Here is a 21,419-nt window from a genome sequence, read left to right as displayed (position 1 = left end):
GCTTATTTTAGTAATACAAACGTGCGCGCTTCATTGATAATAGTACCGTAAAAAGTTTCGGCACTGACCTTGCAATTGTAATTACCATTCTCAGCACTTTTACCTTTAATGGTAGCATCCCAACCTCGTAATACATCACCAGTCTCGGAATAAATTAAGGAACCCCAGGTATCGTAAACATCGAGACGAACATTTTTTAATCTCTTAGTAACAGGTCTAAAAGTATCATTGATACGGTCGTTATTGGGTGTAAAAGCTGTTGGAACTATCAATAAATACCCTTTTTCAATAGTCAAAGTAATTTTTTGTTCATACACACAGCCAAAGGGATAGGTCACTGTTTGAGTTACCACATAATCTTTAGGATTTATAAACGTATGAATTGGATTAAGTGCAGTAGAAAAAGTGCCATCACCAAAATCCCAAATAACACTTTCGTAATCACCCGTTGCAGTAGTGGTAAATTGAATAGGATCATTTACAGAATAAATTCCATAATTGGAATAACTTTGGGATTCAATAATGAAATTGGCAGTACCTAATTCGGGTGTATCGATTGTGAAAGTATAATTAGCTTTACATTTATAGCTATCCGTAACTGTAAGTTGCACCAATCCATTTGTAGTTGTTTGCATAATCTCATTATTAGAACCGCTAACTGTACCACTTGACCAGACCAATTGATAAGGGGCAATGCCTCCCGACACCTTAGCAACAAAACTTTGAGTAATCTCTTTTGCATCACAATCAACATCGGTTTTTGTATTCACAGTGATTACAATTGGAGGTTGCCTAGAAATAGCATATTGACCTTTTTCAGAACAGCCATTAGTATCTGTAACTGTAACTAAATAATTACCTGCTGATATATCGTTTAAGTCTTCAACAATTACTCCATTTGACCACGAATAAGTAAAAGGAGCAGAGCCACCTGCTACAAGAAGATTTATTTGGCCACTATTAGCATTGTCACAATCAAATGCATTAATAGTATTAGCACTAACAATTAATTTTTGTGGTTCTAAAATGGTAAATATTTTAGTAATTGTACAAGGTTTTCCATCATTTATCGTAACAGTATAGGTTCCTGGACCTAAATTATTTCTGTCGGTACCTGCTAAAGGATTATCTGACCAAGCAAAGGATATCGGAGCCAATCCACCAACAAAATTCAGTTGTATACTTCCATCTTTTGCCCCAAAACAGCTAATATTTTTAACCACCGGATTTATAGCAAAGACTATAGGTGCAGCAATGGTGATAGTACGTTTTTGAATACAACCAAATCCATCTTTAACAGTGATAGTATAATCTCCAGGAGACAAATTATCTAAAAATAATCCTTCAGCAAAATTACTCCAACTCACCTCATACGGAGGATTACCTCCCGATAAAGCAATTTTTATGGAAGCATTATTATCCCCGTAACATTTTATTTCAGTAGTTGTGGCGTCGATTATAATTTCAGAGGATTGTGTTAATGTAACAGAAAGACTTTTTTCACAACCCAAATCATCAGTTACCTTTAAATCGTAGGTGCCAGCTACAATTCCACTCAAATTCTGATTGGAGCTTATAAAACCATTGGGTCCCGTCCATGAATACTTATAATCGAAAACGCCACTAGAGATTGCTATTGGTGTTCCACCGGTTGTATTGATATTTATAATTCCTGTACTATCTCCAAAACACAAAATATCTGTTTTATTGGTTAAACTTACCACTAGAATAGGAGGTTCTGTTATCGTAAAGGATAAGATTTTCGGACCGCAAGTATTAGCGTCAGAAACAGTAACTTCATATTGTGCAGGGCTTAGATTAGCAATATCCTCATCAGCAGAAAAGAGATTTCCATCTTTTGTCCAACTATAGGTATAACTTGGAGTCCCGCCAGTAACTGTAATGTCAATTGCTCCATTGGCAGCAGTAAAGCAAGTGATATCTTTTTCTAAAACGGTGGTAACAGTAATCTCCTCAGGTTCAGTAATAGTATAAACATTAGAGAACGGACAACCTCCTTCGTCGGTAACCTCGAGAGTATAGTCTCCTGGTGCTAAATTAGAAATAGTTGAATCTGTTGCAGTATATCCATTAGGCCCTGTCCAAGAAACTTGATAAGCACTACCAGAACTAAAGGGAATACCACCGGTGATATTCGTTTGAATAGAACCATTGCTTTTTCTAAAACAACTACTTTCTTTAAGGGTAACAGTATTGCTTATTGCAGGGTTTATAGTAACGGTGATAGTAAAAGGAACTCCACTACAAACACCAACTATTGGAGTTACAGTATAAGTAACAGTGGCAGGAGTAGTTGTGGAATTGAACAGTGTTTGACTAATTTCAGTTTGCGCAATAGTCTCTGAAGAGGCTCCTGTAATGGAGTTAGTAGGATTAATGATAGGATTAGACCAAGTATATGTAGTTCCAACAGGTACAATTGAAGAACCTGAATTTAGAGGTAAAATTTTAAAGGTGTTTCCACTGCAAATGATATCCGTTGTGTTTGCTATCACTGGGTTTTGATTGATAGTAACCTCAGCAAAATCAGAATTCAATTCAGAACATCCTCCACTTGGTAGCGTAATTTTACAATAATAAAAAACAGACCCAACAGTTGATTTAGGCGCTGCAAAAGTAGCATTTGTAGCACCAGAAATAGCGATACTTCCTACTATACTACTTGTTGAATTGGAATACCATTGGTATTGCGGACTACCTACACCATTAATAAAAGCTACTTCCAAAAGGGTTGGATTCTCTCCTAAACAAAGGATACTCGATTGGGGTTGTTGCGTGATAGTAGCCGCAAGATTGATGGTTACGCTTACAGGATTACTTGTAGTTTCACACCCTAATCCATTTTGAGAAACGACACAATAATAATATAGTGTTCCTGTATTAGTATTTGGTGGCGTAAAGGTGGCAGTTGTTTCGCCAAATAGTAAAGTTCCACCTGAATTAGAACCTGAAGTATTCGAATACCATTGGTAAGATAAAGCACCTAAAGAGGCAGCTCCTGTTGCCGTAACAGTCAAATTTATTGGAGCAGCACCCGAACATAAAGATTGTGTTGCAGGTAAGATGGAATTAATTGCGGGATCATCAAATACTTTTATTTCAGCAGTATCAGATGATATCGGTCCACAACCACTCCCTGAAAAAGTAATAGTGACATAGTAATAGGCTAATTCAGGGGTATTAAATACTGGTGGAGTATAACTGGAACTTGTTGCTCCATTAATCAAAACACCACCAGTGGAACTATTGGTTGTATTTTTAAACCATTGATAGCTTGCAGTACCAGTTCCATTACTATAATCTGAAAATAGAGGAGTTAAAAGGGATGAACCTACACAGATACTTTGACTTTGAAGGGGTTGCGGATTTATTGTAGCACCAGGATTTACAGTTACAGGCACAGCATTTGATACTAGATTCGGACAACTTCCTGAGGCAGTAAAAGTAACTTCACAAAAATAATATAAAGTACCAAGTGTAGAGGGTGGGGTATAAGTCCCATCTGTTGTTGAGGTATTAACCAATTTTGAAGTGCTTACCGTGGTACTACCATCAGTATTGGAGTACCATTTGTAAGTAGCTGTTCCTGCAGTGGGAGTAGGCGTAACCACCACAGAAAGAGGCGATAGTGTACCTCCAGAGCAAATAGTGCTTCCAGTGGGTTCTGTGAGTGTAGGCCCTGGATTTACAACTATGTCATAGGCATTTGTAGAAGGGCAACCATTTAATGTTGAAACAATGGTTAAAGTAACCGTTTTAGAACTAGTAGTAGAATTGCTAATGGTTAAGGCAGGAATTGAATTTGCATTTCCTGACAAAGGATTCACTGTTACGCCATTTGGAATTGTTGTTGCATCCCATGAAAAAGTAGTACCAGTTTGAGCAGTTAGAGGCAAAGCAACTGTTGCTGAACCCGAGCAAATAGTTTGTGTTGCTGGAGTTAAAGTACCTAATGTTGGTGCTGTTCCAATACCAAAAGTTTCAGTACTTGTAACCGAATTGGCACAACCACCTACCACCGAAACAAATAATGAAACTGTTTTTGAACCACCCGTAGTATACGTAACTTGTGGTGCAACCGCGTTAGAAGTTGCCGGTGTTCCTCCAGAAAAACTCCAATTGTAAACCAACTCGGCATTGGCGAAACCACAGTTTTGAATAGTTGCTGTTGGATTAATACTTGTTGTTCCTGTGCTACCCCCACATAAATTGGCAATTGGAGCAACTGTCACTTTTGGCGGTTTCTTGACTGTTATTTTTTGAATGGAAGACTGAACTTCGCCACAGGAATTCGTTAATTTTAAACGTATTTCATATTCGCCTGGTGTAGTAAAGTTAAATTCGGGGCTTTGTGATGCCGATGTGGTACTGTTTAAATACGTAGGGTCGGAAGCTAAAACATCACAGTCTAAACTGGTGTGGGTTACGGTCCATAAATAGGTAGGCGTAGAACATGACTTAGAGGTATCTGTAGTATTATTTGTTGTAACGGTTAGTGGAACACAGCCAAAATTGGTACTTAAAGTAAAAAGAGGGACTAAAGCGGGCTCTATACAAATTTCTTGAGTCTTACTAGATTTACCACAAAAATTTTGTGTAGTTAAAGTAACTTGATAAGTGCCTATTTTAGAATAAGTGTGATTTATATTTTGTGGAGGCGAAAGCGGAGTTGTAATTATTGGAGACCCATCTCCAAAATCCCAAGTATAAATAGAATTTTGCGCACAATTTTGACTAAAACCAGAAGCTGTTGTGTTTGTAAAAAGGACACTAGTATTTACACATGCCTCTGGTGGATAAGTGAAATCAGGTTTGGGTTTTGTAAGTATACTAATATTTGATGTAGTAAAAGGAGTTGAGCTACAGGCATTTGTAACAGTAAGTGTTGCTGTAAATGATCCTGTTGGACAACTTGTTGTAGTGTAAATGTGAGGTATTGGATAACTTAATGAAATAGACGGATTTGAAGAATTATAAAAGGTTGAACTCACCAACTGATTTTGTGTTAGCGTTATAACGGGAGAACCGTCACCGTAATCAATAGCATAAGTGGTATCTAATGAATTGGTTCCCCAATTTGAAATTGCAAATTGCAAATCAGAAGTTGGCGCACATAAATTTTGAGTGCTTCCCGGACTGGTAAGTCCACCTGAGGGATTAGATACATTTTTAATAATATAATTTTTTGTAGCACTACAACCATTATTTCCTAAAGCTGTAATAACCATATTATAGGCACCAATTGAAGTATAAGTATGTGTTAAAGGAAATGTGACATTAGATGCTACAGCAGAACCATCTCCCCAATTAATAGAATAAGAAGTAATGCAACTGGATGCTGAGCTATTTCCGACCGTTATTTTATAAACTGGATCTGATGTTGCGTTAGAACAATTGTTAAATGGGTCGAAAGGATTAGTTACATCATCAAAATTGATATCCGGTTTTTGTTTTACAGAAATGGTTTTTGTTCTTGATATCGTACATCCATTTCCAGACACTGTTAATTTGACTGAAAAACTACTCGTGCCACATCCTGTTGCCACAAATGTATGACTAGGATTTTGTTGTGTTGAGGTTTCAGAATCTCCAAAATCCCATGAATAGGTATAAGGTCCAGTACCAGTTACAGCTGTTGTAAACAGCATTGGTGTGCCCGAACAAGCATTGTTATTTGTGAATGTAAAGTCTACTACAGGAGGAGCACTAATGGTAATTGTAGCAGTGCCACTTACTGTTTGTGTTGTATTTGTTTTATCTTTTACACTTACCAATGTGTATTTAAAAACTCCTGCGGCATTAGTAACTTGCTCTACAGTAACGGTATTACCAGTAGTTGTTGAAACAATAACATCAGCTCCTCCATTAATTTTATAGGTAAAAGTATATGGGGCAGTACCTCCACTACCGGTAAAAGTTATTTCAGGATTGGTTGCATTTTGGCAGACAGTAGTTGTACCCTTTATTGTTGCGGTAGGCGCTACTATTTTATTAAAATCTATTGTAGTATCATTAGTTTTACAATCTTTCAATGGATAAGATAGACACCCAGCAGTTACAGCCGTATTGATAAAGAGTACTATAATAAGAAATATCGAGGTGTATAGTTGCTTCATAGATAGTGTTTAGTTGCTTTTAAAAGTCGAATGTAATGAGGCAGAGCTCATATATTAATCTCATTTTTTTTTAGATTAAGTTTCGCTTTCAAATATAATGGTTATAAAACAATTTTGTATCACCAAAAATAGTGATATTGAATAAATTACACCAGTTATATTATTTTTATAATTCAAGCATATCTAAAGTGCTATATTGATACTTTTAATGATTAATGATCCCATTTCTCTTGATAATAGGGATAAACCTAAAATAATATAATTAAGGATTAGGTCTGGTACTTATTGCTTCAGAAGTATATTCATAGCAGTGTGAGTAATAAGCTTGATAGTTGGAAGTTTTGGAATCAAAAAAGAATATTTTCCCGAAAAAGAATGTTTGCAATGGAATAAAGACCATTATGAAGAAGTAGTTTATGATGGAAGTAAAATAGGATTTGCAGACGTAAATCCTATCATAGAAAGACAAGAATCCTTATTTGCAAAAAGCTAATGACTATAAAAAATAAGTTTTATGTTTTTAAACCTCAATCGGTTTTTCAGCATTAAAGATAAAATACAAACCAACCAATATAAAAGGAATACTCAACCATTGTCCAGTTGAGAACAAGCCTAAAGCATCTTCAAAACCACCTTGACTTTCTTTTACATATTCTACCACGAAACGCACTGACCACAACAACACTAAGAATAGTCCAAATAGAAATCCTGATTTTTCTTTAACAGTGGTTTTCCAATACAAGAAAAATAAGATGGCAAATACAAAAATATAGCAAAACGATTCATACAACTGTGCAGGATGTTTGGCGGGCACTTGTTGCAAAAGTTCTGAAAATTGAGGATTAGTGGCTATTGCATGATAGGCTTCTTTTGGACTTGTCATTTGCGTTGTTGCCATAGCATCCCTAGCACTAAAATGATCTCTTATAAATTGAACTCCAAAAGAGGATGTAGTTTCTTTACCCACAATTTCAGAATTAAAGAAATTACCTATTCTAACAAAAATGGCACCACTAGCAACGGGAATTACAACTCGGTCTAAAACCCATAGTAAAGGTCTATTCATGACTTTTTTACTAAAATAATACATCGCAATAATAATGGCAATGGCAGCTCCATGACTTGCCAATCCTTGAAAACCAGTAAACTCAAAAACAGGGTCAAAACGAAATGGTAAAAGAATTTCTGACAAATGATTGCTATAATATTCCCAATCGTAGAAAAATACATGACCTAGTCGTGCACCAAGTAGGGTGGCTAGAACCGTCCAGATAAATAAAGAGTCTAATTTTTCTAAAGATTCGTTTTCGTTTTCAAATATTTTTTTCATGATGTACCAGCCTAATCCAAAGGCAATTACAAACATGAGGCTGTAATATCTAATTACGAAAAAACCTAAATCTATTCCCTCCGAAGGATTCCAAACGATGCTTAATGTTGGTATCATTGTATTTTTGTCTTAATTAGTTGATGTAAAAATAAAGATTTAAAATATATTAAACCTAAATTTATTTATTCTTTATGATTGCAGTTCATTTTTAATTCTTTCTCCTTTTGTGAGGTTGGCACTGGATCATAGCCACTTTTTCCCCAAGGATGACAACTTAAAATTCTTTTTGCAGCCAGAAAGCTACCATAAAATAATCCGTGAATCTTGAGTGATTCAATAGCATAGTGGGAGCAGGTGGGTTCAAATCGGCAGGTGGCAGGAGTAAAAGGGGAGATAGCGACTTGATAGAATCGAACTATAAAAAGAAAGGGCAATATGAGTACTCTTTTAACAGTCAATTTATAAAGTAAAAGTAGTTCCGTCTTTGCCATCTTTCAATTGAATCCCTAGTGCAATTAATTGATCCCGAATATGATCGGACATCGCAAAATCTTTATTGGCTCTAGCATCATTCCTCATGGCAATTAACATTTCAATTACACCTTCTAATTTTGCATTAGAATCATTTGAAGTTTTAGTGTCTTCTAAACCTAAAACATCAAACACAAAGGCTTGCATTATTTTTGTAAAATCGTCCAAATCATCAGCAGTTAATGAAGCAGAATTGTCTTTTAATAGATTTACAAATCGCACCCCCTCAAATAGTTGAGCAATTAGAATTGGAGTGTTAAAATCATCGTTCATAGCAGCATAACACTCTTTTTTCCAAGTAGGAATGTCTATTGTAGAACTATTTTTTGGCGCAATTTCTTTTAGGTTTTGCATGGCTTCCATCAATCGATTGTACCCTTTTTCAGCTGCAACAATGGCGTCATCAGAAAAATCAAGAATACTTCTGTAATGGGCTTGCATCATAAAAAAACGGGCAACACTGGGCGAAAAAGCTTTGCTAAGAAATTCGCTACCGCCAGTAATAATTTCTCTTGGTAAGATATTATTTCCGGTAGATTTTGCCATTTTTTTTCCATTTAGCGTGAGCATATTAGCATGCATCCAATAGTTTACTGGAGTTTGACCCGTACACGCTTCATTTTGTGCAATTTCGCATTCGTGATGAGGAAATTTCAAATCCATTCCACCTCCGTGTATATCAAAATGATTTCCTAAATATTTGGTGCTCATAGCAGTACATTCTAGATGCCAACCCGGAAATCCATCACTCCATGGCGAAGGCCAACGCATGATATGTTGGGGTTCTGCTTTTTTCCAAAGTGCAAAATCTTGTGGATTTCTTTTGTCGGATTGTCCGTCAAGATCACGGGTATTGGCTAACATGTCTTCAATGTTTCTGCCGCTAAGCTTCCCGTAATGATTGGTTTCATTAAATTTTACCACATCAAAATAAACGGAGCCGTTGGCTTCATATCCAATTCCGGTAGCTATAATTTTTTTGACAATTTCTATTTGCTCAATAATATGACCGGTCGCAGTAGGCTCTATACTGGGTGGCAGAAAATTAAATTCACTTAAAATTTCATGAAAATCGACTGTATAACGTTGAACCACTTCCATAGGTTCGAGCTGCTCTAAACGTGCTTTTTTAGCAATTTTATCTTCGCCTTCATCTACATCGTCTACAATATGACCCACATCAGTAATATTTCGAACATAACGTACTTTGTAGCCTAAATGCAATAAATACCTGAAAATCATATCAAAAGACATAAAAGTCCTTACGTTTCCTAAATGTACATTGCTGTAAACAGTTGGGCCACAAACATACATTCCGATATTTCCTTCATGGATAGGAACAAAGGTTTCTTTTTCTCCAGAAAGAGAATTATATATTTTGAGTGAATTGGTTTTGTATAAAGGCATTTTTTTAGGAGTTTTCAACTCCCTCTCCTTTGGATAGGGTCGGGGTGAGGATTAAAACTTGGTTTCCAATTTAATATAATCTAAAAATTCTCTACGGGTTTGTTCTTCTTTAAACTTTCCACCAAATTCAGAGGTAACGGTACTGCTTTCAATATCACAAATTCCTCTAGAATTGACACATAAATGTTTGGCATCGATTACACACGCTACATCTTGAGTATTCAGTGCTTTTTGTAATTCCTGAACAATTTGCATGGTTAGACGCTCCTGAACTTGTGGTCTTTTAGAAAAATATTCAACAATACGATTCATTTTAGAAAGTCCAATAACTCTGCCACTAGAGATATAAGCTACGTGGGCTCTTCCTACAATTGGTAATAGATGATGCTCGCAGGTAGAATAAAGCGTAATGTTCTTTTCTACCAACATCTCTCCATATTTGTAGTTATTATCAAATGTAGAAGAGTTGGGTTTTTTAGACGGATTAAGACCTCCAAATATTTCTTTAACAAACATTTTAGCAACACGATTTGGAGTCCCTTTTAAACTATCATCTGTCAAATCCATCCCTAATGTTTTTAGAATGTTTTCGACGTCTTTTTTTATAGATTCTATTTTTTGATCATCAGGCATATCAAAAGCATCATTTCTGATGGGATTGGTTGCCGATGTTGCTATGTGGTTGTTTCCAATTTCGTCTTGAAAATCTTCGTTATTAGTCATTAATAGATATTATTTTTTGTAGTAATTTATTTGAAAAGCCAAAGATAATTAATTAAAATTAAAGTATTTCTATAGACGTTTAATTTTGATATTTTTAACTACTTCACAAGTATTAATTTTAAAAAAAAGAGGTTTCTCCTTATGAAAAACCTCTTTTTTATAGAAATAAATAGGTAACTATTTAGAATTATAAACGGTAATCGCTTCTTTCAAAATTTGTACAGAACGAATCAAGTCTTCTTTATTCAAAACATAGGCAATTCGAACTTGATTCAAGCCAACGCCAGGAGTAGAGTAAAATCCTCCAGCTGGAGCTACCATTACGGTTTCATTGTTTGAATTATAACTTTCAAGTAGCCATTGTGCAAAATCATCAGTGTTATCAACGGGTAATTGAGCAATACAATAAAAAGCAGCTTTTGGAGTAGTCACTACAACGCCGTCTATTTTATTTAATTCTGATATTAAAGTATCTCTACGTTCTTTATATTCTGAAATGACTTCGTCAAAATAGCTTTGAGGAGTGTCTATTGCAGCTTCGCAAGCAATTTGTTCGATTGTTGGCGGACATAAACGCGCTTGCGCAAATTTCATTGCAGCAGCAATAACTTCTCTGTTTTTAGTTACCATACAGCCAATACGAGCGCCACACATACTGTATCTTTTAGAAACCGAATCAATCATTATAACGTTTTGTTCGATTCCTTTTAAGTTCATCACTGAAAAGTGTTGGTCTCGCTCGTCATAAATAAATTCACGATATACTTCGTCAGCAATTAAAAATAAGTCGTGTTTTTTTACCAATTCTCCCAATTGATTTATTTCTGATTCAGAGTATAAATAGCCTGTTGGATTATTGGGATTACAAATTAAAATGGCTTTGGTTTTTGGCGTAATGGCTTTTTCAAATTCTGCAATGGTTGGAAGTGTAAATCCACTTTCGATGTTCGAAATTACAGGAACAACTTTTGCACTTGATTCTTCCGAAAAAGCACTGTAATTCGCATAAAAAGGTTCAGGGATAATAACCTCATCTCCCGGATCCATAATGCTTCCGAGGGCAAATAGTAGCGCTTCAGAACCTCCTGTAGTAATCATGATGTCTTCAAAAGCAACTTTTACATCTTGATTGGTATAAAATTGAGCTAGCTTTCTTCGATAACTTTCGTAACCGGCTGAAGGACCGTATTCAATAATATCTAAGTCGATGTTTTTTATCGCTTTTATAGCAATTTCTGGGCTTTTTATATCAGGTTGTCCAATGTTTAAATGATAAACTTTTAGCCCCTTTTTTTTAGCCATTTCTGCATAAGGAGCCAACTTCCGAATGGGTGATTCTGGCATTCTTCGTCCTCTAATTGAAATTTCAGGCATTTTTGTAAAATTTGATGCAAATTTGCGATTTTTTTTCGAATTTCATGAAGTAATTCTTCTTAATTTGTCATCAACAGGTGATTATTAGCTACTATTTTGCTAACTTTATACAAACAATTCTTATGAGAAAAGCAATCGTTTTGTATTTCATATTAGTTTATATATTGCCAGCTTTTAGCCAAGAAGGGTTTCATTTAGATGCTGATAAAAAGAATGTGACAATTCCTTTTAGACTGATTAATAATTTAATTTTCATTCCAATATATATCAATGGAATTGAGTTGAACTTTTTATTAGATACAGGTGTCGAAGAAACTATTTTATTAAGTCTGGAAGATAAAAACGAACTCAACTTAAATAATGTTGAAAAGGTTAAGCTAAGAGGTTTAGGCAATGAAGAATCAATAGAAGGTTTAAAGTCAAAAAACAATATATTATCAGTAAATGGTTATACAGACAACAGTCATAGCTTGTATATTGTTTTAGACCAAAGTTTTAATTTTTCTACTCATATAGGAATTCCTGTTAATGGTATTATAGGTTATTCTTTTTTCAAAAATAATTTGGTTAAATTAAATTACGATAAACATAAAATCACAATTATAAAGAAAGTACTTCTATTCGAAAAAAAATCGAAAAAAGATTTACTTCAATTCCCATTTCAATTGAGCGAAGCAAGCCTTATGTTCAAGCGCATGTCACCATGAATGATAAAGAAATTCCTGCCAAATTACTTTTAGATATAGGCAATAGTGATGCCGTTTGGCTATTTCAAGACATTAGTAAATCATTTCAAGTACCGGCTAATAACTTTGAAGATTTTTTAGGAAAAGGGTTTAGTGGCGATGTTATGGGTAAAAGAACTCGAATTCCAAAATTTCGTATAGATACCTTTGAATTTTTAAATCCTATTATTGCCATGCCTGATTTAAATTCAATTAAAAATGTAACGATGGTCGAAAATAGAGTAGGGTCTATAGGTGGAGATATTTTCAAAAGATTTACGGTTGTTTTTGATTATAAAAACAATCAACTATTTTTAAGTAAAAGCAGTCATTTTGCAACGCCATTTCAATACAATAGGAGCGGTGTAGAATTACAGAACGAAGGAATGCAATGGGTTCAAGAAACGGTTCAATTGCAAACGGTTAACATCAATGCTATAGAATTTGATAAAAATGGAGACCGAGTAAATTCTAATTTTAAGTATAAATTTTCATTAAAACCAATTTATTCAATTGCTAGTATCAGAAAAAATTCACCGGCGGAAAGCTGCGGTTTAAAAAAAGGAGATGTTATTATTTCTATTAATAAAGTTCAAGGTTATAAATATTCATTGCAAAAAATTAATGAAATTTTAAAATCAGAAGAGGGGAAATGGTTGTATTTTGAAATAGAAAGAGAAAGCCAAATCCTAAAATTTAAGTTTCAACTTAAAAGTATTTTATAAAATATAATATCGGTTTTTATTACACAGATTTCACAAATTAACACAGATGTTTTTGTGTAAATTTGTGAAATTAGTGTTATTTTTTAATACTTCTTATGCTCTGCTTAGAGGAAGTTTAATTTTCAAAAAGTGGTAAAGCTTTCTTTTTCTCCATGTAGTTTATAATTTCTTTCTCATAAACTTCACCTTTAATTTTTAGAGCAATTCTTCCTTCTTCATAATTAGTAGCATTCGATTCAACAGTAATTGTTTTTCTAATAGGACCAATGCTCATATTGTATTTTACTTCAATCTTTCCAGTTTTACCGGGCATTATTGGTTCTTTTGGGAAAGCAGGAACCGTGCAACCACAAGACGATTCTGCATTGGTAATAATTAATGGTTCATCTCCAGTATTTGTAAATTCAAAGGCACGAACACCATCATCGCTATTTTTTTCAACCCTACCGTAATCAATAGTATTATCTTCAGCTTTAAATTCAATTTTTGCACCTTGAGCAAAAGCAGAAAGATTAAACGCTACGATAAGTAATAAAACGATTAGCTTTTTCATTGTATTTGAAATTTGATTTTAATTATTGTAAAATTACTTTCTTTTACTTAAAGTGCAAATAATTTATTCTTAATTTTTTATACTGCACTATTTCTTTACTTTTGCAAGGATTACAAAAATATACCAAAAGTAAAGGCTATTTTTTTAATCGGTTATTCAGTTAATCGATTAAACAAATAACCGATTAACCGAATAAACAATACAATGACAATTCCTGCACAATTTGACGCCAAAAAAATAGAAGACAAATGGTATGATTACTGGATGAAAAACAATTATTTTCATTCCACTCCCGATCATAGAACACCATATACTATAGTAATTCCACCACCAAACGTGACAGGAGTCTTGCACATGGGGCATATGCTCAACAATACCATTCAGGATGTTTTAATTCGTCGTGCTCGATTAAAAGGATTCAACGCTTGCTGGGTTCCAGGAACCGATCATGCATCAATAGCTACTGAGGCAAAAGTAGTCGCAAAGTTAAAAGCGGAAGGAATCAATAAAAATGATTTATCTCGTGAAGAATTTTTAGCTCACGCTTGGGAATGGACGGATAAATACGGTGGAGTAATTCTAGACCAACTTAAAAAACTTGGAGCTTCTTGCGATTGGGAACGAACAAAGTTTACCATGGATCCTGACATGTCAGCATCGGTAATTCGTTCTTTTGTCGATTTATACAATAAAGGTTTCATTTACAGGGGATATCGTATGGTAAACTGGGATCCAGAAGCTAAAACGACACTATCTGACGAAGAAGTAATTTATGAGGAGCAACAAGGAAAATTGTATTTTCTTACTTATAAAATTCAAGGAAGCGAGGATGTACTTACAGTAGCTACAACACGTCCTGAAACTATTTTTGGCGATACAGCCATTTGTATCAATCCAAACGATGATCGTTTTGCTCATTTAAAAGGAAAGCATGCAATTGTTCCTATTTGCGGAAGGATTATACCAGTTATAGAAGATGATTATGTAGATGTTGCCTTTGGTACAGGTTGCCTAAAAGTAACTCCAGCTCATGATATGAATGACAAAACACTAGGGGAGAAGCATAATCTAGAAATTATTGATATTTTTAATGAGGATGCAACGCTAAATAGTTTTGGCTTGCATTATCAGGGTAAAGACCGATTTGTAGTTCGAGAAGCCATTGCTAAAGAATTAGAAGCCATTGGTGCATTAACTAAAACAGAAATTCATTTAAATAAAGTAGGAACATCCGAAAGAACAAAAGCGGTAATAGAACCTCGTTTGTCTGATCAGTGGTTTCTTAAAATGGAAGATTTGGTAAAACCAGCTATTCAATCGGTTTTGGTTGATGGTGATATAAAATTGCATCCAGCCCGTTTTAACAATACCTACGCGCATTGGTTAAACAACATTCGTGATTGGAATATTTCGCGTCAATTGTGGTGGGGACAACAAATTCCGGCTTATTTCTACGGGGATGGCAAGGAAGATTTTGTAGTGGCCGAAACTATCGAAGAAGCTTTGGTGTTAGCTAAAGAAAAAACTTCTAATTTCTCTCTTCTAACCTCTGACCTTAAACAAGATGCCGATGCTTTAGATACCTGGTTTTCTTCATGGCTATGGCCAATGGCAGTTTTTGGCGGTATTATGAATCCTGAAAGTGACGATTTTAAATACTATTATCCTACCAATGATTTAGTTACAGGTCCAGATATTTTGTTTTTTTGGGTAGCTAGAATGATAATCGCTGGTTATGAATATACTGGTAAAAAACCATTCACCAATGTCTACTTAACGGGATTGGTTCGTGATAAACAAAGACGTAAAATGTCTAAATCGTTAGGAAACTCCCCAGACCCATTAGATTTGATAGATAAGTTCGGAGCAGACGGAGTTCGGGTAGGATTGCTTTTGAGTGCATCTGCAGGAAACGATATCATGTTTGATGAAGAGTTGTGTAATCAAGGAAGAGCGTTCTCCAATAAAATTTGGAATGCCTTTAAGTTAATAAAAGGATGGGAAGTTTCTAATACCATTCCTCAACCTGAGTCGTCTAAAGTGGCCATTGAATGGTATGAAGCCAAGTTGCAACAAACACTTTTAGAAATTGAAGATAATTTCGAGAAATATAGAATTTCAGATGCTTTAATGGGAATTTACAAATTAGTTTGGGATGATTTCTGTTCTTGGTTTTTAGAAATGATTAAGCCAGCATACCAACAACCCGTTGACAGTGTTACTTATGCGAAAGCCATAGAAATGTTAGAAAGTAACTTAAAATTGTTACATCCGTTTATGCCGTTCCTGACCGAAGAAATTTGGCAAATTATTGAAGAACGAACTACCCAGCAAGCATTGATAGTTTCGACTTGGCCAGAAATGAAACCATTCAATTCACAATTAATTGTAGATTTTGATACTACGGTTGAAGTGATTTCAGGAATAAGAACAATCAGAAAAGACAAAAATATTCCGTTTAAAGAGGCAATAGAATTAAAAGTAGTAAACAATGATAAAGTTTCAACTTACTTTGATTCGGTGGTAACTAAATTAGGAAACATAAGTTCCTTAGAATATGTTTCAAATAAAGTAGAGGCTGCTTTATCATTCCGAATTAAATCGAATGAATATTTCATACCCATTTCAGGTGCTATAAATGTTGATGAAGAAATTGCCAAACTTACCGAAGAATTAAAATACACTCAAGGATTCTTAAAATCAGTAGAGGCAAAACTTTCTAACGAAAAATTTGTAGCAGGAGCACCAGAAAAAGTGCTTAACATCGAAAAACAAAAACAAGCAGATGCATTGGCTAAAATTGCAACTATAGAGAACAGTTTGGCCGGTTTAAGGTAATTTATGTTTAGGGTAAAATATGATTTTGCATTTTGTGGCTTTGGAAGTTTGTGATTTGTAAACATTAAATTTTCGTTTAAGAATTTAAATAAATAGTAAAAACAGACCTTAAATTAAGCTCTTAATCAACTATTTATTAACCAGTTGGGTATGAATATTTGAAGTAAAATAAATTAATTAAATATTGGTTAATATGCTGAAATTCAGTGTATTGAAGTTATAAAACAAACCGATATTTATGTCAATTGACTGTGAAAATTCTTTATTTAAAGAAATCAATTAATAGCAAATCCTTAATTTAATTGAACGAAGTCAATTTAATAAATAAGGAGAAATTTTTTTATTTTTAGAGGAGGTTAGAGTAAAATTGGATTCTCATTTTTTGAATTTGAAAATTATTTCATCATTAATAGTATGCCTTTAGTGATATGCAATTTTGCACAATATAAAAGAATTAAAATCTGTAAAAAAGATTTTGAAACTACTCCATCTAAAGGGTTTTTAGCTTCGCAAAATAATTGGTTTTATGTTTACTAGCTTCATGGTGTTTGTTCTATAACTTGGGTTTTTAATAGAATTCAATGACTTAATGTAACAAATGACTGATTGCATGTTATTGGAGATAGAGGATATTTATCTGAATCAATAGCGATAGTTTGTATATCATGTTTTTTTTGGTTTGTAATGTTCATGAAATTTAGCCATTTCTCATTACAATAAGTAGAACTAATCAATTTTATGGAAGGCCTTTTTTTAGATTTATTCAAACAAGTTTTAAAAATATCCTTTTTTAAAGGTATGGTTCGTGGCAAGATTCAACTCAGATGTTTTAGATGTGTCAATGTAACAATCGGAAGGAATCTTTTCTAGTCTATATATTAGTACTTATTTCAAACTTCAGTTTTTATATAAAAAAACCTCGCATTTTGCGAGGTTTTTCAATTTATTTACTTTTTTAGGCAAATTAGACTATTTTATGTAATAGTAAATCGTCATATTTCTTCACCATTTACTACTTTTTAATACTGGTTATTTAAAATTTTTACTCCATGGGCCGTAGTTTTTATATGCTGGTCCAGTTAACTTTTGTCTTTCATTACTACTCGTACTGACTAAAACTAAGTCTTCTTTTGGAGAATTTTTTAATTGTTGTTGATTTTTGTATGCAGGTCCTTCTAGTGATTTTATTTTAATTTGTGAATAAATCTTAACGGGCTCTGACTTATCTGACCAAATTTGATAATTTTTATAAGCTGGACCTTTTAAATCACTTTGTTTTACATTGCTTTGTTCTTGCGCAAGTACACTACCTGAAATTGTTAAAACTCCTAAAATCAATGCTAATTTTTTCATGACTATTACTTTTATGTTTCTTAAACAAATTTACATTAAGTAATAGGTTTTATGTATTATGTGAATCTACTCAATTTTTATCCGTATTTATACGGATAGCACTTTTTTTATTTAATAATGTGCTAAATTAAATTCAGTTCTGCTGCTCTTTTAATGAGTTCGGCGCTATTTTTTACTTCTAACTTTTTTAAAATATTAGCTCGATGGGTTTCAATAGTACGTGAACTCACAAATAGTTTAGTAGCAATTTCATTAGTTGTTAAGCCTTTAGAAATTAATCCTAAAACTTCGGTTTCTTTATTCGACAAAACGTTTTCACTAATACTTTGTGTTGACATAAAGTTGATCATTTTTTCTGAAATTTCAGCACTAAAATATTTCTTTCCATTATTAACTGTTCTTATTGCAAGGATTAATTCAGATTCATCAGTATTTTTTAATAAATAACCGTAAGCACCCATTTTAGCACATTTAGCAATGTAATTACCATCATTATACATAGAAATCACAATAGGTTTTATGTTAGAATTTAAGGTTTTTAATTCTTTTAAAACCTGAAAACCATCCATATTTGGCATCGTAATGTCAAGCAAAACAATATCTGCCTCAAGCGGGCTATTTACAAAATGCATAAACTCAAAACCATCAGCAACACTTTTAACTATTTGTATATCGTCGTACTTTCTTAACAGCTCTTCGAGTCCGTTTCGAAAAAGCTTATGGTCATCAGCAATTATTAAATTTATTTTTTTCATAATTCTATGGGTAATTCAATTTCAAAAGTTGTATTTTCAGATGTTGGATTGATTGTAATTTTACCATTACAAATTTCTACACGTTCTTTGATGTTATTAATTCCTAAACCTAATTTAACAGTGCTAATATCAAAACCAATACCATTATCAAAATAAAAAAAAGAAATGAAATCATCAAATTCTGAAAGTGTAATTCGAATTTTCTTTGCATTAGAATGTTTTAACGAATTATTTATTAGTTCTTGGCATATTCTAAAAATATTAATAGCTTGATGGTTTGTAATCTTTGAGTTATCTTGATAGGTTAAATCTTCAAATACAATAGATACAGATGTAGCTTTTTTGAGGCTTTCAATAAAGTTGGTTAACGCAATTCCAATTCCAAAATCGTCTATTGAAGCTGGCATTAAGGCATTTGACATCAATCTGATTTCAGAAATTGTATCGTCAACTATTTTTTTCATTTCTATTTTCTTCAATTCATTATCAACTTTATTTTCAATGTAGTGCTTCAAAGAGGTTAAATATGGTCCAACACCATCATGGAGCTCTCGTGATAATCGACGTCTTTCGTTTTCTAAACTATTTACTAATATCCGTTTTGATTTTATTCTATTATTTTCCTCATTATTTCTAAACTCTATGAGCTTATCTCTCATTGCTAAAAGACTTTTTCCTAGATGATCATTAGAACTTTTAAGCTGGTAATCGGTATTTAAATTCATTTTACCAATATCATCGGAGAATTTTACAGCACCTTGTAAAGAAACTTTTAAATTTGCAAGAGCATCAAACATTTCCTTTATTTCATTAGAATTTTTTATAAATTCATTCGTTTGATTGTAATCACCTTCGGCCATAATCCTGAGACTTTTTTGCATATTCTTTATTGGATTGGCAATAATTCGTGTTAGAAATAGAGAAAGCATAACTGCTAGTAAAAAAATCGCAAGTGTTAAAACAACAAGTCTTTTCTTCAATTTATTTAAGGGCATGGTAACCTCATCAACGTCTATTTCAGATAGTATAACCATTTTTAAGTTTGGAATTTCTAAAAGACTGTAAACGCTGTAAACATTAACACCCCTATAATCTTTAAAAACACCTTTGCCATTTATTCCTTTTAAAGCATTTGAAACCCCTTCTGTTTTAGCAGATAAGGTGTAAGGGGTTGTATTTGGATAAAAACGAGATTGTGATCGCATTCTAAAATCCTTACCCACAAGATAGGACTCCCCACTGTTACCCATTCCTGTTCGTTCAAGGAGTATTTTTTTTATTTTGGTGTAATCCAAAACTTTAATTGTAGTACCCCCTAAAGAATTAGATATAAAACCTATTGTAGTTTTTTTATCAACATGATAGGGTGTGAAATCATGAATTCCATTCATTTTTTTAATACTATCAGAAAGTTTTAATTGGGTACTATCGATATTTTGAGTATACAAATCAGTAGTCTCAAACTTTTCCAATTCAGATTTTATTAAATGTTCAATCTGATTTTTCTTGAGGGTTTTAATTGAATTTAGTTGCTGTAAAATGCGATCGTTTAAAACGTTTGAAAACTCTTTGTATGAAGAAAAAGCTAAAACAACAATTACAAATGCAATTAAACTATTAATTATAATTAGTATTAATGTTTTAATGTTCATTAAAATCTTTTTTTAAAATTGAGTTAGATTCTTTAGTCTGAATAGCCTTATATTGTAAATTTAGAAATACCATGTTTTTTAGACATCAGTTTTTCAATGTTAGGTTAAATACTTTTTTATCAAAATTAAGTCATTTATTTTGTTGATTTTAATTTCTATAAAATATTTTGTTTGCTAATTTTGAGTTTTCTATAACACTTTTATGTTTTTCAATTCCATAAAACATGACGCTTTATGTTGTAGTTAAAATACTAAATTAATGATATTGTGTTTAGTATTTTTATTTTTTATCATTCTTTGTATATATTGTATCAAATATATAGCACTATAATTAACCCCAAAAATAACCAGATATACTAACTAAAGTAGAAACAATTTTGACTGGTTTGAGGTAATTTTAGTTTTGAGGAAATTAACGTTTTTTGGACTTTGTATTTGGGTGGGTTACGAGTTACAAAACTATCAAACAGCACGGATTTTGAATTAAATTATTTATTAAAAAAAAAACAATAATATAAATCCTGCTGCAAATACTAATTGATTCTTGTTATAATACTAAAAAATGGGTTGAGTAATTACCCAACCCATTGATAAATTATTTAGTTGTGGGTGAAAATGGGAGCGATGATTTGTGAACTATAATTCTCAATTTTCCATCTTTCCCCTTTTTGAAAACCCAAGTTTTGTCAACCATAACTTCTTTGCCATCTTTTGCTGTTACCCAAACATTACCCATTGTAATGGCTACAGAGCCGTAAATTTGTATGCCTTCATTTTTTTCGCCAGCATTGTCATAACGAGCCTTAACCCAAGGTGTGAGGGCAAAACCTTTATCGTTAGGGTAATCAGCATCGCCACCTATAAAGTAAGCTAATGCTCCTTTTTTGTCGTTTCTAAAGGTTTGGTCTCCATATGCCAGTGTAGGTTTGAAAAACACCTTTCCGTTATCATAGTTATAAGCATCAGAAAGAACTTGTTCAGCAAAGGCTTTATAGTCTCCACCTTCTTCTTTAAGTTTACCAATTTTTACTAATGCATCACACCAAGCCTGTTGGGCTGCATTCACTTCGTCATAAGTAATGATGGTTTGTGCTCCTTCTTCTACGTAGACTAAACCTAAATCACCAATAACTTCTTGTACACTTTCGTTAGTTTGTGAAACTACTTTGTTTGCTTCTTCTTTTACTTTTTCGGTAGCTTGATTACAAGACATAGCCAAACCTGCAAATAGGATTAGCCCGAAAATCATTTTTTTGTTCATAACTTATAAATTTTTAAGTTTGCCTACTTCTTGAAACGGTGTTCAGCTTGTCCGT

At 33.2% G+C, this 21,419-nt stretch carries 15 protein-coding genes and 1 pseudogene; 5 read left to right on the top strand and 11 right to left on the bottom strand.

Annotated features, from left to right (window positions below; translation table 11 throughout):
* Positions 1-2: 2 nt before the first annotated feature.
* Entirely contained in the window at positions 3-6,137 is a 6,135-nt protein-coding gene (locus tag ACFQ0S_RS09105; protein WP_379755872.1) for a PKD domain-containing protein, read from the bottom strand.
* Positions 6,138-6,462: 325 nt separating this feature from the next.
* Between ACFQ0S_RS09105 and ACFQ0S_RS09100 the strand changes: the two genes are divergently transcribed.
* Positions 6,463-6,630, top strand: coding sequence for a hypothetical protein (locus ACFQ0S_RS09100; protein WP_379755875.1), 168 nt, complete (start codon positions 6,463-6,465; stop codon positions 6,628-6,630).
* A gap of 27 nt (positions 6,631-6,657) precedes the next feature.
* On the opposite strand, the gene lgt is transcribed toward ACFQ0S_RS09100, so the two are convergent.
* From lgt to ACFQ0S_RS09075, 5 genes are all read right to left on the bottom strand, one after another.
* Positions 6,658-7,584: a prolipoprotein diacylglyceryl transferase gene (lgt, locus tag ACFQ0S_RS09095; RefSeq protein WP_379755878.1), complete on the bottom strand. Its 927-nt coding sequence runs from the start codon at positions 7,582-7,584 to the stop codon at positions 6,658-6,660.
* Between the two features lie 65 nt (positions 7,585-7,649).
* Positions 7,650-7,958: a membrane protein insertion efficiency factor YidD gene (gene yidD, locus ACFQ0S_RS09090; RefSeq protein ID WP_379755881.1), complete on the bottom strand. Its 309-nt coding sequence runs from the start codon at positions 7,956-7,958 to the stop codon at positions 7,650-7,652.
* Positions 7,927-9,405 (bottom strand): cysteine--tRNA ligase, encoded by a 1,479-nt coding sequence (cysS, locus tag ACFQ0S_RS09085; RefSeq protein WP_379755884.1) that lies wholly within the window; start codon positions 9,403-9,405, stop codon positions 7,927-7,929. The genes yidD and cysS overlap by 32 nt, the downstream gene beginning before the upstream one ends.
* A gap of 51 nt (positions 9,406-9,456) precedes the next feature.
* Entirely contained in the window at positions 9,457-10,128 is a 672-nt protein-coding gene (gene folE / locus ACFQ0S_RS09080; RefSeq protein WP_379755887.1) for a GTP cyclohydrolase I FolE, read from the bottom strand.
* 177 nt (positions 10,129-10,305) lie between these two features.
* Positions 10,306-11,502: a pyridoxal phosphate-dependent aminotransferase gene (locus ACFQ0S_RS09075; RefSeq protein WP_379755890.1), complete on the bottom strand. Its 1,197-nt coding sequence runs from the start codon at positions 11,500-11,502 to the stop codon at positions 10,306-10,308.
* Between the two features lie 122 nt (positions 11,503-11,624).
* Between ACFQ0S_RS09075 and ACFQ0S_RS09070 the strand changes: the two genes are divergently transcribed.
* Together ACFQ0S_RS09070 and ACFQ0S_RS09065 are read left to right on the top strand one after the other, a co-directional pair.
* Positions 11,625-12,209, top strand: coding sequence for a retropepsin-like aspartic protease (locus tag ACFQ0S_RS09070; protein ID WP_379755893.1), 585 nt, complete (start codon positions 11,625-11,627; stop codon positions 12,207-12,209).
* A complete protein-coding gene (locus ACFQ0S_RS09065; RefSeq protein ID WP_379755896.1) occupies positions 12,206-12,952 on the top strand; it encodes a PDZ domain-containing protein in 747 nt (248 codons plus the stop codon). Before ACFQ0S_RS09070 ends, ACFQ0S_RS09065 begins: the two co-directional genes overlap by 4 nt.
* 115 nt (positions 12,953-13,067) lie before the next feature.
* Here ACFQ0S_RS09065 and ACFQ0S_RS09060 read toward each other — a convergent pair whose 3' ends face one another.
* Positions 13,068-13,505 carry a DUF1573 domain-containing protein gene (locus tag ACFQ0S_RS09060; protein WP_379755899.1) on the bottom strand — a complete coding sequence of 146 codons (438 nt, stop codon included), beginning with the start codon at positions 13,503-13,505 and terminating at the stop codon, positions 13,068-13,070.
* A gap of 204 nt (positions 13,506-13,709) precedes the next feature.
* Here ACFQ0S_RS09060 and ACFQ0S_RS09055 point away from each other — a divergent pair, with 204 nt between their 5' ends.
* Positions 13,710-16,343, top strand: coding sequence for a valine--tRNA ligase (locus tag ACFQ0S_RS09055; RefSeq protein WP_379755902.1), 2,634 nt, complete (start codon positions 13,710-13,712; stop codon positions 16,341-16,343).
* Positions 16,344-16,578: 235 nt separating this feature from the next.
* Positions 16,579-16,877 (top strand): annotated as a pseudogene (locus ACFQ0S_RS09050) (IS982 family transposase); the annotation flags it as partial.
* A gap of 495 nt (positions 16,878-17,372) precedes the next feature.
* Here the strand turns inward: ACFQ0S_RS09050 and ACFQ0S_RS09045 are convergent.
* The 4 genes from ACFQ0S_RS09045 to ACFQ0S_RS09030 all read right to left on the bottom strand — a co-directional run bounded on the left by ACFQ0S_RS09045 (position 17,373) and on the right by ACFQ0S_RS09030 (position 21,364).
* The gene (locus ACFQ0S_RS09045) at positions 17,373-17,696 is read right to left on the bottom strand and encodes a hypothetical protein (RefSeq protein WP_379755905.1); all 324 of its coding nucleotides are present in this window, start codon (positions 17,694-17,696) and stop codon (positions 17,373-17,375) included.
* Positions 17,697-17,818: 122 nt separating this feature from the next.
* Complete coding sequence (locus ACFQ0S_RS09040; RefSeq protein WP_379755908.1) at positions 17,819-18,451, bottom strand: response regulator; 633 nt, start codon at positions 18,449-18,451, stop codon at positions 17,819-17,821.
* On the bottom strand, positions 18,448-20,103 hold the full coding sequence (locus tag ACFQ0S_RS09035) for a sensor histidine kinase (RefSeq protein WP_379755911.1): 1,656 nt from the start codon (positions 20,101-20,103) through the stop codon (positions 18,448-18,450). The genes ACFQ0S_RS09040 and ACFQ0S_RS09035 overlap by 4 nt, the downstream gene beginning before the upstream one ends.
* Positions 20,104-20,698: 595 nt before the next feature.
* Positions 20,699-21,364, bottom strand: coding sequence for a hypothetical protein (locus tag ACFQ0S_RS09030; protein WP_379755914.1), 666 nt, complete (start codon positions 21,362-21,364; stop codon positions 20,699-20,701).
* Between the last annotated feature and the right edge of the window lie 55 nt (positions 21,365-21,419).

The sequence above is a fragment of the Flavobacterium myungsuense genome, from assembly GCF_042677265.1.
GTDB classification, from domain to species: domain Bacteria; phylum Bacteroidota; class Bacteroidia; order Flavobacteriales; family Flavobacteriaceae; genus Flavobacterium; species Flavobacterium myungsuense.
Note: the sequence above shows the minus strand (reverse complement) of the source record. Positions and strands in the feature narration are given on the sequence as shown.

Bases quoted from the DNA above. Each gene is read 5' to 3' on its own strand.
- ACFQ0S_RS09055 (WP_379755902.1), top strand. From the start codon at position 13,710: ATGACAATTCCTGCACAATTTGACGCCAAAAAAATAGAAGACAAATGG.
- ACFQ0S_RS09030 (WP_379755914.1), bottom strand. From the start codon at position 21,364: ATGAACAAAAAAATGATTTTCGGGCTAATCCTATTTGCAGGTTTGGCT.
- yidD (WP_379755881.1), bottom strand. From the start codon at position 7,958: ATGGCAAAGACGGAACTACTTTTACTTTATAAATTGACTGTTAAAAGA.
- ACFQ0S_RS09045 (WP_379755905.1), bottom strand. From the start codon at position 17,696: ATGAAAAAATTAGCATTGATTTTAGGAGTTTTAACAATTTCAGGTAGT.
- ACFQ0S_RS09075 (WP_379755890.1), bottom strand. From the start codon at position 11,502: ATGCCTGAAATTTCAATTAGAGGACGAAGAATGCCAGAATCACCCATT.
- ACFQ0S_RS09035 (WP_379755911.1), bottom strand. From the start codon at position 20,103: ATGAACATTAAAACATTAATACTAATTATAATTAATAGTTTAATTGCA.
- ACFQ0S_RS09065 (WP_379755896.1), top strand. From the start codon at position 12,206: ATGAATGATAAAGAAATTCCTGCCAAATTACTTTTAGATATAGGCAAT.
- lgt (WP_379755878.1), bottom strand. From the start codon at position 7,584: ATGATACCAACATTAAGCATCGTTTGGAATCCTTCGGAGGGAATAGAT.
- ACFQ0S_RS09040 (WP_379755908.1), bottom strand. From the start codon at position 18,451: ATGAAAAAAATAAATTTAATAATTGCTGATGACCATAAGCTTTTTCGA.
- ACFQ0S_RS09070 (WP_379755893.1), top strand. From the start codon at position 11,625: ATGAGAAAAGCAATCGTTTTGTATTTCATATTAGTTTATATATTGCCA.
- cysS (WP_379755884.1), bottom strand. From the start codon at position 9,405: ATGCCTTTATACAAAACCAATTCACTCAAAATATATAATTCTCTTTCT.
- ACFQ0S_RS09105 (WP_379755872.1), bottom strand. From the start codon at position 6,137: ATGAAGCAACTATACACCTCGATATTTCTTATTATAGTACTCTTTATC.
- ACFQ0S_RS09060 (WP_379755899.1), bottom strand. From the start codon at position 13,505: ATGAAAAAGCTAATCGTTTTATTACTTATCGTAGCGTTTAATCTTTCT.
- folE (WP_379755887.1), bottom strand. From the start codon at position 10,128: ATGACTAATAACGAAGATTTTCAAGACGAAATTGGAAACAACCACATA.